Here is a 15,844-nt window from a genome sequence, read left to right as displayed (position 1 = left end):
CGCGGGGAACTGCGCGACCAGCCACGATGGCGCAGCAGTCGGCAACGACCTAAGCCCCCAACGTCGCCCCTCCGTCAACCGTCAGATCATGCAACGTGATATGCGAAGCCTCGTCCGACAACAAAAAACACACCGCAGCAGCCACATCCTCCGGCCGAGCAATCTTCCCCAACGGAATCCCCAACTTGAACGCATCCGGCGACCCGTCAATGGTCTTCTGCCGCCCACTCTCATCGGCCCACATAGAACTCAGCATCGGCGTATCGGTAGACCCCGGCGCCACGACATTGCACCGAATCCCATACCGAGCCACCTCCACCCCGAGCGACTTGGTGAACTGCGCGGCAGCGGCCTTGGACGCGGCATACGCGGCCATCTCACTACGCGGCGTACGCGCGGCATTGGACGCGACAGTGACAATCGCCCCGCTCCGCCGAGGAATCATCCGGTCGACGACGGCCCGGGTCATATGGAACACCCCGGTCGCGTTGACGGCGAAGGTATCGGCCCAGTCCTGCGTACGGAACCCCCGAACAGTGCCGAGCCGCAGTATCCCGGCCGCGTTGACGAGGAAGTCGATGCCCCCGAGCCGCTGTTCGGTCTCGTCGACGACACGTCGTACCGCGTCCTCGTCGGTGATGTCGGCGGGCAGCGGCGCGATGTCGAGCCCCCCGGTGGAGAGCTTGGTGGTGACTTCGAGCAGCTCCCGCACATCCCGGTCGACCGCCGCGACCCGCGCCCCCGCGGACGCGAGCGCGTGGACGATCGCCGTACCGATACCGCCCGCCGCACCCGTCACGAGCGCGGTCCTGTTCGCCATGCCGTCCATGGAGTTCCTCACTTCGCAGGGTGCCACGCGGAGGCGACCGCCACCGCTTGGCCGGGGTTGAGCCGGGGGTCGCAGTGGGAGGTGTAACGCCCGGTCGCGCAACCGGAGTCGGCGACGCACTCGACGACGTCGTCCGGGGTGGTCTCCAGGTGGAGCCCGCCCGCGACGCCCCCGGCGGAGCGCACGGCCTCCTGGAACGCGACGATCTCGCGCTCGACGGTCGCGGTGTGCCGTGTCTTGACGCCGTCGGCGGTGGTGACGGTGTTGCCGTGCATGGGGTCGGTGAGCCAGCTGACGGGATGCCCGGCGGAGCGTACGGCGGCAACCAGCGCGGGCAGCGCGCCGGCGACCGTACCGGCGCCCATCCGGGCGATCAGCGTGAGCCGTCCGGGTTCGCGCTCGGGGTCCAACTTCTCGCAGAGCGCGAGGAGTTCGGGAACGCTCATCTTGGGTCCGACCTTGCAGGCGACCGGGTTGACGACCTCGGCGAGCAGCGCGACGTGCGCGCCGTCGACCTGCCGGGTGCGTTCGCCGATCCACGGCATGTGGGTGGAGGCGAGCAGAAGCCGTCCTTCGCGGTCGCGGCGCAGCATGGGGATCTCGTAGTCGAGGAGGAGCGCCTCGTGGCTGGTCCACACGGGCGGTTCGATGCCGCCGCGCCGCCCGAGGTGCTCCATGATCTCGGCGGCGGCCATGTACCCGGTGAGCAGCCGCAGCGGATCGGGCCGCCGGCCGTCCTTGTCGAACTCGGGCGAGTTGACCATGTGCCCCCGGAACACGGGGAGTTCGACGCCGTCCACGGTCTCGGTGTCGTGGGAGCGGGGCTTGGCGAACTGCCCGGCGATGCGTCCGATACGGACGACGGGACGGTGCGCGGTCATCTTGACGGTGCCCGCGAGGAGGTCGAGGACGGCGGCCTTGCGGGCGACGTGGGCGGCCGTGCACTCGTCGGGGTCCTCGGCGCAGTCGCCGGCCTGGACGACCAGGGCGTTCCCGGCGGCGACCTCGGCGAGGGCGGCGCGCAGGGCCCGTACGTCCGCTCCCGTGACCAGTGCGGGGCGCCGGACCAACTCGTCGCGTACGCGCTCCAGTTGCTCCAGGTCGTCCCATGCCGGCTGCTGCCGCGCTGGTTTCAGCCGGATGTCGAGCAGGGTGTTGTCCACTGGGGTCTCCGTAGAGCTGAGGGGTCACGGCCTGCGGTGCGGGGCGAGCCGTGGCGCGCTCGGAGGAAACCGGCGGCGCGGGGCGCGGCGCGGGATGCGGGTGACGGCTCGCCAGGATTCTTGGGCCGCTGCCGAGCCCCGGCCAACGGGCCTGTGAGCAGTACGTCAGGTGCGGCGGAGTCCATCAGGTCGAGGACTTGACATTGTTCCCGCGCATTTCTTGCCGGGGGGTGCGGCGTCCGTAGAGTGAGGCGCGGCCGGTGGCGCGGCGGGGTGGATGAGGGACTGAATCCCTGTGGCGTGAAACCGGCTCTCCGGGCGGCGGCTCGGCCGAAATCCGTGGCGGCCCACCGCTGCCCGGTCTATTTGCGTGCCGTATTTCTTTATCCGGATATGCCGGTCATTCTTTGTCGCGTCGTCCTTCGTCACGCCCCCGCGACGGTCGGGGCCGGGTGTTCGCGCCGGAGCTGCCAGTACGCGGTGAGAGCGGTCTGGGAGGTGTTGCCCGGGTGGAGCTTCTCCAGGAGGCGCTCGTAGAGCGGCTCGCGCAGCCTCAACCGGGCGATGACGGCGACGAGTTCGGTGATGAGCTGACGGTCGCGGCCCGCGCGCAGCTCGGCCTCGATCCACTGGTCGACGGCGCGCCTGCGGGAGCGTTCCAGGTCGTCGATCCTCAACTGGAGCCGTGGGCCCGCCTCCACGCCGCTGAACGCCTCGCCGGACCACAGGGCGAGGGCCTGGCGCAGTCTGCGGGCCGCGCTCTCCGCGTCGCCCGCTTCCATCGCGCGGTAGCCGGCGCCCGCGTACCGGTCGAAGTCCCAGGTGTCGAGGGTGCCCGCGCCGGTCTCCAGCCGGTATCCGCCCGGGAGTTCGGAGAGCAGGTCCTCTCCGCGCCGGCCGCCGCGCAGCGCCTCGGCGAACCGCTCGCGCAGCTCCCGTGCGGCTGTCTGGACGACCAACCTGCCGGTGCCGGGCGGCTCTTGGGGGGCGACTTCCTCGGCGAGCACCGCGGTGGGCACGAGTTGGCCGGGGTAGGCGGCGAGGAGCGCCAGCGTCTGGCGGGTCAGCCGGGCGGCCGGGAGGACGGGCATGCCGTCCACTTTGACCGAGAACGTTCCGAGTACCTTGATGTCCACGCTGCCCCCAAGCGATTCGCCACAAGTCTCGGCCGGATTCTAGATCTCGACCGCACGAAAGAATAATGGCTTTTTTGTTTTCGGGACAACTCCCCGAACCTGACACCGCGTCGGAGCAGCTGCCTAGAGTTAGTGAGGATTTTGTTTTACTGGCTGTTTGTCCTGTTGGTGGTGTGTGTTCAGGGAGGGGCGGCATGAGGCAGCAGAGGGCCGTTCGGACGCGGTGGACTCTGGTGGCCGCGGCGGCCGAGGTCTTCGACCGGGACGGCTACGAGGGCGCCTCCCTCGCCCGGGTCGCGCAGGCCGCGGACACCTCGCTCGGTGCGCTCACCTTCCACTTCGCGTCCAAGGAGGACCTGGCGAGGACGGTCGGCGAGCAGGGGGTCAGCACGACGCGGGCCGCCCTCACGGGGCTGCCCGCGCACCCGGCGTCGTCCATGGACTGGCTCGCGTCCTTCACTCTCGCGCTCACCGGGCTCCTGGACCACGACCCCACCGTACGGGCCGCCGCCCGCCTCACCCGCGAGCTCCTGTGGACGCCGCCGAACTGGTACTCCGCCTGGCAGCCGGCCCTGCGCGACCGCCTCGCCTCGGTCTGCCCCGCCGAACTCCCGCCCGGCGCCGACCCGTCGACGCTCACGGCCCTCGCCGCACACCTGATCGCCGGCTCGGAGACCTGCGCACGGCAGCGCGCGTACCATCCCGAGGCGGACGAGCAGGGGTGCGGGGGTTCCACGGAGGACGTGTCGCGGATTCTGCAACTGGTGCTGGACAGCGGGCCGTTGACGGAGGGGGCGCATCCCACGGGGGTACCCGTCAGGAACAGGTGACAGCGGGTCACCCCACCTCGCCCGCGCGCCCCGCGCCGTACTCGATCCGTGCCGCCGTCGCCGGTGTCGCGATCCCCGGCAGCAGGCAGCGCCAGATCGCCTCCACGCGGTCCGGCAGGTCCTGGTACTCGGTCTCGATGCGGGAGTGGATCTGGGCGCCGGTGCAGGCGTTGACGAGGACGCGGGCCAGCTCCTCCACGTCGACGCCGGGGCTCAGTTCGCGGCGGGCGCGGGCGGCGCGCAGGTGCTCGACGAGGACGTCCGCCCACTGGCGGTGCGAGTTCTGCTCGGGCGCGACGAAGTTCTCCTGGTCCATCACGAGCCGCGCGCCGGCCTGGAGCAGCGGGTCGGACAGCATCCGGCAGGCCCACATCAGCGTGAGGTCGACGACGTGCTGCAAGCCCTCGGAAGGGTGCGGCGGCACGACGAACAGGGCCTGCGACACGACGATCTCGCGCGCGAGATGCTCCTTGTTCCGGAAGTGGAAGTAAACGGCCCCGAGCGTCAGCCCGGCCCGCTCGGCGATCCCTTTGACGGTCGCCCGCTCGAACCCCACCTGCCCGAACATCTCCGCAGCGGCCCGGATCAACGCCGTACGCGTCACCTCGGCCCGCCGCTGCTTCAACGTCCGTGTCACCATCACGCCCTCCACGGGCTCCCCCGGAGAAACACATTCACCCGAAATGATCGTATCCCCGAACCTTGGGCCCCAACATCGCTTCGTTCGGCTTGAGTTGATCCGCTCCACGGTGCCCGGACGCCGACACGTGCGCCCGGGATTGTCAGTAGTGTCCGGCACGCTGGATCCGTTCGGTATCGAGGGGGGGTACGGCATGGGTGGGACCGACACGGCTCGGGGCATGGGCTTCCAGACCGCATGTGCGCTTCTGCAGCTGATCTGTGCCCCCGAACATTTCCCGGAGGCCGACACCTTCCGCGTGGAAGGTGCCGACGAGGCCATCGACTTCGAGGTGCGCGACGCGCAGGGGCAGCCGCTCCTGCTGGCCCAGGCGAAGACCCGGATCGAGCCAGGATCGTGGTCCGGCCGGGAGCTGATCAGGCTCACCCGCCGCTGGGGAGAAGCCGACCCGGACGGCACCGCGATCTTGCGGTTCCTCTCGGACGCTCCGGTGGACAAGACCGGTGCGGCGGTGCGGGACGCGGCGACACGTGCCCGGAGCGAGCCGGATCCGGACCGGTGGCTCGCGGAGTGCACGAGTCTTCGCATGCCGGTCCCGCTCACCACCGAGGATCACGCGCTCCTGCGGCGGCTGGAAATCGCTACTCGGATTGGTTCGTCGGAACAGATTCTCCACGAAGCGCGTATGGAGTTGTTGCAGCGGTCCCCTGCCTCCATGGCCACAGAGGTGGACAGCACTGTCAATGCGCTGTTCGTAGAACTCTTCCAGCGGTCCGGGGACCGTCGGCTCCCACGACGTACGATCCGGCTCGATGAACTTCCAAGGCTGCTCCACGGACGCCGGACGGCATTCGGGACCCGTACGGATATGTGGCCGAGACCGAGCCACGCCTTGTTCCGCAGCGTCCCTTCCACTAGCGGCGCACGTGGCCGGAACCAGGAACTGACCGCCCTGCACAAGCGGTTCGAGGGGGAACCGGGTACAGGATCTGTCACTGTGGTGGTATCCGGACTCGGCGGCATCGGTAAATCGAGCCTCGCCCGGCTTTATATCCACCAGCACCGGAATCGGTACAACTTCGTCTGGTGGATCCCGTCGGACACACGTGAGGACGTACTCGCCGCGTACCGGCGAATGCTGGGGGAAGACCGGCAGGAGGCCGAACCGGCCACTGAAGTGGAGATCCTCGCCCAGGTCGCATGCCGTCTTACACACCTCGGTACACGCCTGCTCCTCGTCTACGACAACGTCGCGGACCGTGGACAGCTGCGTGCGCTCCTTCCCGCATACGAAGGCGCGCACGTCCTGATCACCACCCGCGACTCGGCATGGGCCGCATCAGAAGGCGGCCTAGTCGTAGAGAGGATGACAACCGAGGAGGCCACGGTTTGGGCAGGTGAACGCCTGCCGAACGTCACCAGTTCCGAAGTCTCCGCGCTGGTCGACGCTGTGGAGGGAATCCCGCTCGGCATCGCCCAGGCCATCGGCTACATCGCCGCGACGCATTGTCCAGTCCCCGTCTACCTGGCAGAACTCGCCAACTGCGGTGCCCGGTTGTTCGACGACGACGGTTTCGTACCGCTCGACTACCGGGAGGGAATGACACTGACCGCGACGGTCACGCTCAGCGTGGAAAAGGTGATCGCCCAGTCTCTACGCTCGCCCGAAGGTTCGGAACGACGCCTTGCCGCCGAGTTGCTCGTTCGCTGCTGCCTGCTGGCACCGGACTCCATCCCGCTGCATCTCGCGACGCTCGGCCTACCTACCGGAACAGCGGTCTACGGCGCGGTGGCGGAACTGCGCAGGTTCTCGCTGGTCGATTCCCGTGACGGGATGCTGGCGATCCGTCGCATTGTCCAGGAGATCGTCCGCACGCTGTTGGACAGCGAGGCCGTCCACATGATGCAAGGACGTTTCCAGCACGAGTTGGTGAAGCAACTGGTCGAATGCCAGAAGCAGAGCGCATGGGCCGAGGCCGCCACGCTGATCGAACACTCGGTCCACGTGGCGCACCACGTGCTCGGAAGCGGTCACGCAGACTCCGACACCGTCGCGCTGTTGGCCAATGTCGCGGGTGCGATCTCGAACGTCCAGGGGGATCTGACACGCAGTGAAAGGCTCCTACGCGAGGCCCTGGAGTTCCTGGACCACGCCAGTGACACCGCGATCGACGATCCTGTGTACCGGCGGGGCGCGACAACAGCCACTCTGGCTCAAAGTCTCCTGAATCAGTGCCGGTTCAATGAGGCGATGGAAGCCGCGCGGACCGCCTGGCAGTTGTTGGAGGGAGCGGACGAACTCACGGCCGGCCATGTGGAGCACCTTCTCCTGGCCCACTCCGCAGAGATGCGCGCGGCTGTGGCGACGGATCGCTTCGCCGACATCGCCCGCGCCAACGCCAGGCTCGAAACAGTCCTACGACACGAAATCGTCCTCCCTTCGACCGCTCTGGGGTTCCGGCTGGATCAAGTGCAGGTGCTCGTGTGGATCCAGAACTGGGGAGACGCGGCCATGGCCATCGACCACGCCAGGAGGGTCGCCCCGGAGGAAGCTGAGAGGAGCGTCAAACTGCGCTTCCTGGATGCCATCGTGAAGGCATCCACAGGCTGCCTGGAAGAGGCCCTCGCCATCACCGCTCGTATCCCTCGGCCTTCGGAGCTCGCAGCCGTCGCCCTCGTACGCACTCATGCGGACGACTTGGTGGAGGTGGCCCATGCCCTGATGGTCGGCAGCGATCACCAGCACGAGAAGGGGGTCTCCACCGACACCTGGATCCTGCGGGCTGCCGAGTCCTTGATCGACCAGGCCGAGGCATTGCTCAGAGCACACACAGAGGCCGGACCGGGCATATTGGCCACCCTTGTGCACCGACGCGCGATTCTCGCCTGGACCCGGCACCTCCTGGGGCACCCGGTCGAAGAACCGGATCTGCATCGCACCCTCATGCGGAAGGCCCTGGATCTGTTCGAGGAGGCAGGAGAGGAGCACGTGCCCCTCGCGGTCAACGCACGCCAGTTCCTTGAGCTGCTCGCGCAGGACTCCGACGACGAGCCCTCCGAAACCGCAAGTGCGGACGGACCTCCCCACATCCGACTGGCGCCGTCGGCAGGCAGCGGGCCGTACCCGGTCTCGGAGTTCCCCTGGCGCATGTCCGTGGCCCTGGCCCGGAACGCTCCGGCAGAGGCACGCTCGTTGTACGGCCTGCTGGGGGCGTCCTCGTACCACTTGAGCGGACAGCCCGCGCCTTCTCCCGCCTTCCTCACCCTGGCCTTCGCGGTCGCCCTGCGATCCCTCGGTACGACATGCCGATTGATCCCCACGACCTTGCAGATGATCCACCCCGACGGCACCCCCCTCGACCTGCCGGACTGGCAGTCCCCTCCGCTGGCCGCGCCGACCGGGGAGATCCGCGGACACGTCACGATCTGGTGCGAAGGAGCCGGACGGCTCGTGGATCCCGCTCTGCTGCTCGGCCAGAGCCAGTTCGCTCCCGATGCCGCGGAACGGAAAGTCCTCCGGGGCCCCGTGGTTTTCCCCGCGCCAGGACTGGACTCCCTGCTCGGCATCAGCCCGGCCACGCACCGGGAGGAGTACCTGCTCGCCTACGTCTTCCGTCCCGACTGGGAGGGTCGGCTCGCCGAAGTTCTCGCAGGCCTGGACAGCACGGCGGTCGCCGACTTCGCTCAGGTACTCGTCTCCTCCGCAGCCCTGGCCATCAGTGCCCAGGACGGGTGAGCCGCACCGGCGGTCAGCCCTCCGTCCCGTCGTCCGCCAGAACCAGCCCGCCCCCGTGCTCCGCCAACCCCCCGGCCGCGACGAGCGCGTCGATGTCCCCCGTCAGCGCGTCCCGGATCTCGGAGCCGAGGCGGGACCATCCGAAGAAGCGCGCCACCTCACGCAGCAGTTCCTCACGCGGCACGCCCGGGCTCTCCTCGACCATCCTGTGTACGACGAGACGCCGCTCGACCGCCGGCACCTGGCCGACCTTGCGCTCGCAGGACGCCGTGGGGGTCCGGGCGAACGCCACGTCACGGCCGGGGAGGTCGTACGTGGAGCCGTCCCGCGTGATCCGGCCCTGCCTGGCGAGGCGGCTGAGAGCTCGTCCGATGCGGTCCTGGACCACCTGGCCCGAACGGCTGATCTCCCACGCGGTCCGAACCCTCGTGAGGATGACCTCATGCTCGACCGGGCCCTCGACGTCGACAACGCTCAGCGCCACGTCGGCAACCGCTTGACCGGCCTCCGGGTCCTGGAGCTCGATGTCCGACGGCAACCCGCGGCTCCGGCACGCCTGCACCCTCAGCTCCACCAGGCTGTCCCGCGCCACGTCCCGGTAGGGGCGGCTCCACGACACCGGCCCCTCGGCCATGACCGGCGCGTACGAGACAGCAGAGCCGGACGGCGGCTCGGTGTCCCGCTCATGCCCACCGGGCGCTGATGCGACAGCAGCGGAGTCCGCAGCCAGCGCCTCCCGCACACCGTGCGGATCCCGCGCACACGCCGCCTCCACCGCCGTACGCAGCCGTGCCATCGCCTCCCGCCGGTTGCGGTACCAGTCCGTGCCCCAGATCCGGTGCAGGTTCCAGCCCAGGTCGCGCAGGACGGACTCACGCAGCCGGTCACGGTCGCGGGCGGCCCTGGAGGAGTGGTACATGGCGCCGTCGCACTCGATGCCCAGCGCGTAGGTACCGACGGCGGCGGGGTGGCGTACGGCCATGTCGATGCGGAAGCCCGCGACGCCGACCTGCGGCTGCACGGAGTATCCCCAGTCGCGCAGTACGTCGACGACCTCCTCCTCGAAGGGGCTCTCCGGCTGTGCGTCCGGGTCGGCGGCGTCCGTCGCGAGGATCTGCGGGCCGTGCTGTGCGTACTCCAGGTAGCGCTTCAGCTCGCGCACGCTGTAGTTCGGGCTCTCCGGCAGGTCACCGCCGTGGAAGGAAGCGACGACCTCCATGCGGCGGCGGGCCCGGGTCACGGCCACGTTGAGCCGCCGCCAGCCGCCCTCCCGGTTGATGGGACCGAACTCCTGCCGCAGCCTGCCCTGCGCGTCGGGGCCGTAGCCGACCGAGAGGATGATGACGTCGCGCTCGTCTCCCTGGACGGTCTCCAGGTTCTTGACGAAGAATCCGCCGAGGCGGTCCTCCGTGAAGAAGCGTTCCAGGTCGGGCCGGGCCGCGCGGGCCTTCTGCACCGCTTCCTCGATGGCTTCCGCCTGAGGCTTCGACAGTGCCACGACGCCGAGCGTGCGGCCGGGCCGGGTGGCGAAGTGGTGCATGACGCGCTGGGCGACGAAGGCCGCCTCGCCCGGGTTGTCCTTGCGTCCGCCCCGGTCGTACACGCCGTGGGCCTTGAAGAACTCGACGCCGGCGTCCGGGCTCTCCTCCAGTGCGCCGGGGAACGTCACCATCGGTGCGTCGGAGTAGAAGTCGTGGTTGCTGAAGGCGATGAGGTTCTCGTGCCGGCTGCGGTAGTGCCAGCGCAGCGAGAGGCTGCGCAGGACGCCGCTCGCCTTGCAGGCGTCGAGGATCGACTCGAAGCCGTCGGCGGCGTCGTCGTCCCACTCGTCGTCCTCGTCGCTGCCCGAGGTCGCGCTGAAGAACGACGTGGGCGGCAGCTGCTTCTTGTCGCCCGCCACGATCAGAGATCTGCCTCGGTAGACCGAGTTGACGGCGTCCTGCGGCAGCACCTGGGACGCCTCGTCGAAGATGACCACGTCGAAGCGGAAGTCGGACGGCAGGAACTGGCTCACCGTCAGGGGGCTCATCATGAAGCAGGGCTTGATGCGGTGGACCACATGGCGTGTCCGGTCCAGGAGGACGCGGACCGGCATGTGGCGGCGCTGTTTCTCCGCCTCGCTGCGGATCACCGCCGTCGGCCCCATCGAAGTACCGCGCGGGCGACGACTGTTGCAGGCCGCGATGACCTCGGCATGGGCCGCCGCGACGAGGTCGCGGTCCACGGTGCGGAAGCGATCCACCAACTGGTCGCGTTCCACGGCCCGCATGGGTGTGAGCCGTGCGTCCGTGGCGAGCTGATGGTCGATCCAGGCGGTGAGGACGGCTCGTTCCACGGCGGACGGGAAGCCGGCGGCGGAGACACCGCGCTGAGCGAGCTGTTCGGGCAGCCCGTCGAGACGGTACGCGCGCAGCGTGGCCAGGCCCTGCGCGCAGGAAGTCCACGCCTCCGGACCGTACGGGTCACGGTCGAGGCGAGACAGCAGGTCTCCGGCCGAGGACAGCGAGGTCCCCAGTTCCCGGCGTACCCGATCTGCTCGCTGCGGCTCGAAGCAGTCGGCGAGGACGTCGCTCTGGCGCTGCCACTCGTCGCGGCGCACCGTCGTCGACGGGTCGGCGGGCGCGCTCAGCATCGTGCGGGCGGCTGCCTCGGTCAAGGGACCGGCGCTGCCGCCGTGCGCGGTACGCCGGACCCTCTGAGCCCAGTCGACCGCGTCCCGCACGGTGTCCCACTTTGTGTCGGCGCCTCGGTACAGCTCGCCGAGCAGAGTGCGGTGGCCGGCGTCCCGCAGCTCGAACTCCTCTTCCGCCGCACGGGCATCAGCCACGGCCCGGACCGCGGCCCGTGCAGCGGTGAGAGTCAGACCGTCCCCCGGTCTCTCGGTGACGCGTGCCACCGCGTGCACAAGCTCGGCCGCTTCTTCGAAGGGCTCCACGTGGACGCGCAGCCAGAGTGCGATCTCGTCCAGCGAGCGCTCCGCGAGGACGGGCGCCACGGTGGCCAGGTGCGGCCGACGCGCGTTTTCGCTCCAACGGTCGAGCTCCGTACGTACCGTGCCCGCCTGGCGCAGCAGGTCGTACGGGACCTGTCGGCCTGCCGCCAGGGTCTCGCTCAGCCGTGCTCGCCGTCCGGGATCCGCCAGGGTCTCGGGGACGAGGCGGGCGACCGTGCCCGCGGCGTCCAGGGCGGCTCGCAGTGCCGCCGTGTCGATACGTCCCGGTGTCGCGTACGGACCGAGCAGCTCGCGTTCCGTGGTGGCGGGGCCCTGCCGGTGGCGGAGCATGTCGCGCGCCGAGCGCAGGAGCCGTCCCACCCCGTGGTACTCGGCGATGTCCGTGTCCAGGTCCGCGGGATCCGTGTCCAGGGCCCGGTACCAGGGGCCCAGGAGTGCGCGGTCGGTGTCCTCCTGTGCCGCGAAGGCGGCTGTCTCGCGCTGTGCGGCGTGGGCGGCGAGGAGAGCGGCCCGTGCGGTGGCGACCGTGTGCTCGAAGTCCGGGTCGCTGTCGCCTCGGCCGGTGGACGTGACCGTCTCCACGAGCCGGTCCGCCTGGCGCAACGGGGCCAGGTGGGCACGCAGCCAACCGGCCACGTCCGCGAGGCGACGCTTCGTGAGGTCGGTCGCGTACGGCGCCAGCTCCGCCCGGTCCGACTCCTGCTGCCATACGGACAGTTCGCGACGGAGTTCCGTACCCTGCGCCAGCAGTTGCGGGGCGGCAGTGCTGCCGTGGGCCAACTGTGCGGCGAGGAGGCTGCGGCAGGAGGGGTCCGCGACGGTGTCCGGCGCGAGACGGTGGACGGTCTCGGCGTGTGCGAGGGCTTCGCGTGCGCCGGTCACGTCCGGCAGTTCACCGTCCGGGCCGGTGGCGTAGGGCCCCAGTACGTCGGCGTGGTCCACGGCGAGTGCGCGCAGCCGGGCACGGGCGGTGTACCAGGCGACGGCCAGCGGCAGCTTGTCGTACAGGTCGCTGTGCCATGAGCCTTTGTGTGTCAGGCCCGCGACGAGCTTGCGGTCGGCCCGGACGGTGCCGGAGAGCAGTCCGCCGATGCCTCGGGCCCCGTCCATGAGGCGCCGGGCCGCCTCGGGCAGCTCGGTGAAGGTCGCGGTGCGGGGTGTGAACGTGTCTCGTGCCGCCGCCTGCGCCGCGTCCAGCTTCAGTGCCGCATCGGCTATCTCTCCGACGGCGGACCGGGAACGGGCGCGTTCGGCCGGGTCGAGCCATCCGGCCGGCGTCCGGTCGGGGGCTGTGGCGGTCCCGACCAGTGCGGCGATGTCGTCGGCCGCGGCCGTCGTCGCCGGGCGGGCACAGCCGAGCAGCGCCGCGGCCGAGTCCGCGTGCCGTCCGGCCGACTCCACCGTACGGGCCAGGGACTCGAACCGGTCCGCGAGTCGGGCGGCCCTGCGGCGGGTGAGACCGGTGAGGTCCAGTCCTGGCGGTACGAGGCCGGCGAGTGCCTGTTCGTTCTCCGGTTGCCGTGCGCTCGGTCCGGATCCCAGGTCGGCCCAGCCGGGGCCCGCTTCGGCCGAGGCGAGCGCTCGCGCGGCCAGCACCTGTTCACGCCGGGTGAAGAACGCGTCCAGCGCGTCCGCGACGACGGCGACGGCAGCGCTCTCGGCCTCGGCCGCGCCGTCCGGTGCCAGCCATCCCTCCAGCGGTCGGTGGTCCGTACCTGCGAGGGCGACGACGTCGCACAGGGCGTGTACGGCCGCGAGCGTCTTCGGTACGTCGACACCGGTCCGGGTGCCGAGGTCCGCGACGTCCTGATGTGTGCGCCGCAGTCTGTCCGACGCGTTCTCGAACTCCCGGGCCAGTTCACGGGCCCGTGTCTCGGTGAGACCCGCCGGGTCGGCGCCGGGCGGCGTCAGCATGGCCAACGCCCGCTCGGCGTCGTCGGGTTCCCACGTCAGCGTGCGTGAGAGCTCCGACCAGCGCTCGCCCGCCTCCGCCCGCGCCTCGTCACGGCTGCGCCGCACTCTGCGCAGATCCGTCTTGAACGCGTCGACCTTGTCGTTCACGGTGACGGCGAAGTCGTCCGTGGTCAGCCAGGTCTCCGGTACGGGGCTGCGGGAATCGAGAAGGCCGATCAGGGTGACGAGCCGTTCGACACCGGCCCGGTCGTGCACCGGTCCGGCGCCGGGCGCCAGGTCGTCGTAGCGGGCCAGGGCCGTCACCAGGCCCTCGCGTGCGGCGATGGCCTGTTCCAGGGCCGGGCGCGGGTACGGCCCTTCGGGACGGAGCTCCCGCCAGGGGAAGACCGGATCGGCGACCGCTTCCCATGCCTCGGCGATCGTCTGCGTCGCTTCGACGATCAGACGCAGGTCCCGGGCGCTGAGCCGGTCGGCGCGGAAGGCATGGGTCTGGTACACCACGGGAGCGTCGGCCAGTCGGCCGAACCTCCCTATGGCGTCGTGCAGGGTCTGTCCCAGCGGCTCACGGACCTCGTTCATGGCATCGGCGTAACCGCTGAGTGCCTGCCGTGTCTCACGGACCTGTGACACGGCCTCCTGCGAGAGCTGAGGTGCTCGGGGCTCCTCCAGCAGGGCGCGGCCGAGCTCCTGGGCCACGGCCTTGCGGCTCGTGTTGTGACTGTGCAGGGCAAGGGCGTACGAATCAAGACCCACCGAACGCAGCCGGTCGAGCACCACGTCGAGGGCCGCCGCCTTCTCACTGACGAACAGCACGCTGCGGCCGGCGTGCATGAGGCCCGCGATCATGTTGGTGATGGTCTGGCTCTTGCCGGTGCCGGGAGGGCCGTCCAGCACGAAGGAGCGGCCGGCCACGGCAGCGGCCACCGCCTGACGCTGGGACGCGTCGGCGTCGAGCACCAGCGGGCTGTCCTCCGGCGGGCTCAGTTCGTCGATGCGGTCGAGGTCGAGTTCCTCGAAGGAGAAACGGTCGGCGGCGAGGTTCGCGCCCGGGCCGAGGGCCACCGCGCGCACCAGGTCGCTGGCGAGGACGTCCGCCTCGTTGTCCAGCAGATCCTGGTACATCGACTCCTTGTGGGACGCGAACAGGGCGAGCACCACACGGGGTGAGACCTCCCAGCCGCTCTTGCCCGAGACGGCGTCGGCCGCGGCGGCGAGCACTCCGGGTACGTCCAGCGGGTCCTGGTCGCTCACCAGGCTCCAGTCGATGTGGAACTGCTCCAGCTTCACCCGCAGCGCCGGGTTGAACTTGGCGTCCTCGTCGTCGTTGAGCCTGAGCCGTACCCGTCCGGCGGCCGTCCGTTCGATCCGGACCGGCAGCAGGACCAGTGGTGCGTCGCTGGTGGACTCCGCTCCGTCCTCCCGCCAACGGACCATGCCCACACCGAGGTTCAGCGTCCACAGACCGTAGTCGTTGAAGAGCTGCGTCGACTTGCCGCGCAGGGTGCGCAGCGCGCGAAGGAGTGCGGGGTTCGTGGTCTTCTGGGTCACGATCCCGCCGCGCCGAGCGGTCGGCAGCGCCTTCGCCGGTGAGTCCTCGCCGGTCGCCCCGGGCTCCCCGTCGGCGGGCTCCGGCTCCTCGTCGGGGAGAACGGCGAAGTCCCAGCCCGATTCGATCTTCTCGACCAGCTCCTCAGCCGTGGGGTACGAGATCTCCAAGGTCGCCGACCGGGTGTGCCGGAAGTTCAGCAGACGGTTGCGCCCGCTCAGATCGACCAGGGACGTCCGCCATCCCGCCAGCTTCGCCTTGAACCGCTCAAGGTCGGTTCCCCCGCCGAAGGCACCCGGAGTCGTCACACTGTTCCCTGGATCTCGTCACCTCGGGAGCGGACCGGACACGGACACGCCCCCCGCGCCTTCCCCGGGCCCAGGATCGAGGGCCTCAGCCCTCTCCCGTGCCAGGGAATTCCCGTCACCCCCCTGAGCGAGGAATTTTACGGGCAACGCTGCGGAGAGTGAAGCCGTCGCTACACATCCGACGAGGCCGGCATCAGGGCCGCTTGCGCGGTCGGACAAAGGGGCCGACCCCCGGAGGAGCCGACCCCACCTGACCTGCATATTTGCCAGATCAGCAACGTGGTGTTGTTTCATCCGCTCACACGTTGAACCGGAACGTTAACAGTAAGGCTCTCACCTGCGTAAACGGGGTTCTGAGAGATTCCAGTCAGCACAGAATCAGCACGGCCCCCCGAGGACCGTCTTCTACCTCGACGGCGTCGACCACCGAGCCCTTGGCCGGACGCTCGCACTTCGGCGGCCGGTCGCTGGCCAATGCCCGCTTGACCGTGTTCTTCGAGATGCCCAGATGCCTCGCGATCGCCCGGACCTGCATCTGCTCGGCCCGGTGCAGCCTGCGAATCTCCGCCCAGTCCTCCACGCAGATCACCCTCTCCCTCCTGACCTCAGATCAAGATCAGGTTCGGGCGAAGATCACCAAGTGGGTCACTGTCGGCCCTCCGTGGCCCTGGCACTGATAGTGATCCAGAACCAGGATTCGAGCGACGCCGAGAGGCGGGCGCGCCGGTATGACCGCCCGCTGCGCTGCTCCCTCGGCCGACGCGTCGTAGGCACGTGACACTGGTGCTC

The 15,844-nt window shown here is 69.8% G+C and carries 7 protein-coding genes and 1 pseudogene; 2 read left to right on the top strand and 6 right to left on the bottom strand.

Annotated features, from left to right (window positions below):
- Nucleotides 1–49: 49 nt before the first annotated feature.
- From J8M50_RS31010 to J8M50_RS31000, 3 genes are all read right to left on the bottom strand, one after another.
- Nucleotides 50–820, bottom strand: a complete 771-nt coding sequence (locus J8M50_RS31010) for a 2,3-dihydro-2,3-dihydroxybenzoate dehydrogenase (RefSeq protein WP_029183395.1) — start codon at nt 818–820, stop codon at nt 50–52.
- 17 nt (nt 821–837) lie between these two features.
- Entirely contained in the window at nt 838–1,992 is a 1,155-nt protein-coding gene (locus tag J8M50_RS31005; protein ID WP_010350594.1) for a 3-deoxy-7-phosphoheptulonate synthase, read from the bottom strand.
- A gap of 425 nt (nt 1,993–2,417) precedes the next feature.
- Nucleotides 2,418–3,083 (bottom strand): AfsR/SARP family transcriptional regulator, encoded by a 666-nt coding sequence (locus J8M50_RS31000; protein WP_141655527.1) that lies wholly within the window; start codon nt 3,081–3,083, stop codon nt 2,418–2,420.
- Nucleotides 3,084–3,322: 239 nt separating this feature from the next.
- Here J8M50_RS31000 and J8M50_RS30995 point away from each other — a divergent pair, with 239 nt between their 5' ends.
- The gene (locus J8M50_RS30995) at nt 3,323–3,958 is read left to right on the top strand and encodes a TetR family transcriptional regulator (protein WP_010350596.1); all 636 of its coding nucleotides are present in this window, start codon (nt 3,323–3,325) and stop codon (nt 3,956–3,958) included.
- Nucleotides 3,959–3,965: 7 nt separating this feature from the next.
- On the opposite strand, the gene J8M50_RS30990 is transcribed toward J8M50_RS30995, so the two are convergent.
- Entirely contained in the window at nt 3,966–4,598 is a 633-nt protein-coding gene (locus tag J8M50_RS30990) for a ScbR family autoregulator-binding transcription factor (protein ID WP_040835299.1), read from the bottom strand.
- Between the two features lie 148 nt (nt 4,599–4,746).
- Here J8M50_RS30990 and J8M50_RS30985 point away from each other — a divergent pair, with 148 nt between their 5' ends.
- Entirely contained in the window at nt 4,747–8,334 is a 3,588-nt protein-coding gene (locus J8M50_RS30985) for an NB-ARC domain-containing protein (RefSeq protein ID WP_010350598.1), read from the top strand.
- A 13-nt stretch (nt 8,335–8,347) separates the two neighbouring features.
- Here J8M50_RS30985 and J8M50_RS30980 read toward each other — a convergent pair whose 3' ends face one another.
- Together J8M50_RS30980 and J8M50_RS30975 are read right to left on the bottom strand one after the other, a co-directional pair.
- Nucleotides 8,348–15,055, bottom strand: coding sequence for a DUF3320 domain-containing protein (locus J8M50_RS30980; RefSeq protein WP_010350599.1), 6,708 nt, complete (start codon nt 15,053–15,055; stop codon nt 8,348–8,350).
- A gap of 409 nt (nt 15,056–15,464) precedes the next feature.
- Nucleotides 15,465–15,644 (bottom strand): annotated as a pseudogene (locus tag J8M50_RS30975) (helix-turn-helix domain-containing protein); the annotation flags it as partial.
- Nucleotides 15,645–15,844 lie beyond the last annotated feature (200 nt).

The organism is Streptomyces acidiscabies, assembly GCF_020010905.1.
Lineage (GTDB): Bacteria > Actinomycetota > Actinomycetes > Streptomycetales > Streptomycetaceae > Streptomyces > Streptomyces acidiscabies.
Note: the sequence above shows the minus strand (reverse complement) of the source record. Positions and strands in the feature narration are given on the sequence as shown.

Coding starts and splice junctions, on each gene's coding strand:
- J8M50_RS31010 (WP_029183395.1), bottom strand. CDS start 820: ATGGCGAACAGGACCGCGCTCGTGACGGGTGCGGCGGGCGGTATCGGT.
- J8M50_RS31000 (WP_141655527.1), bottom strand. CDS start 3,083: ATGCCCGTCCTCCCGGCCGCCCGGCTGACCCGCCAGACGCTGGCGCTC.
- J8M50_RS30995 (WP_010350596.1), top strand. CDS start 3,323: ATGAGGCAGCAGAGGGCCGTTCGGACGCGGTGGACTCTGGTGGCCGCG.
- J8M50_RS30990 (WP_040835299.1), bottom strand. CDS start 4,598: ATGGTGACACGGACGTTGAAGCAGCGGCGGGCCGAGGTGACGCGTACG.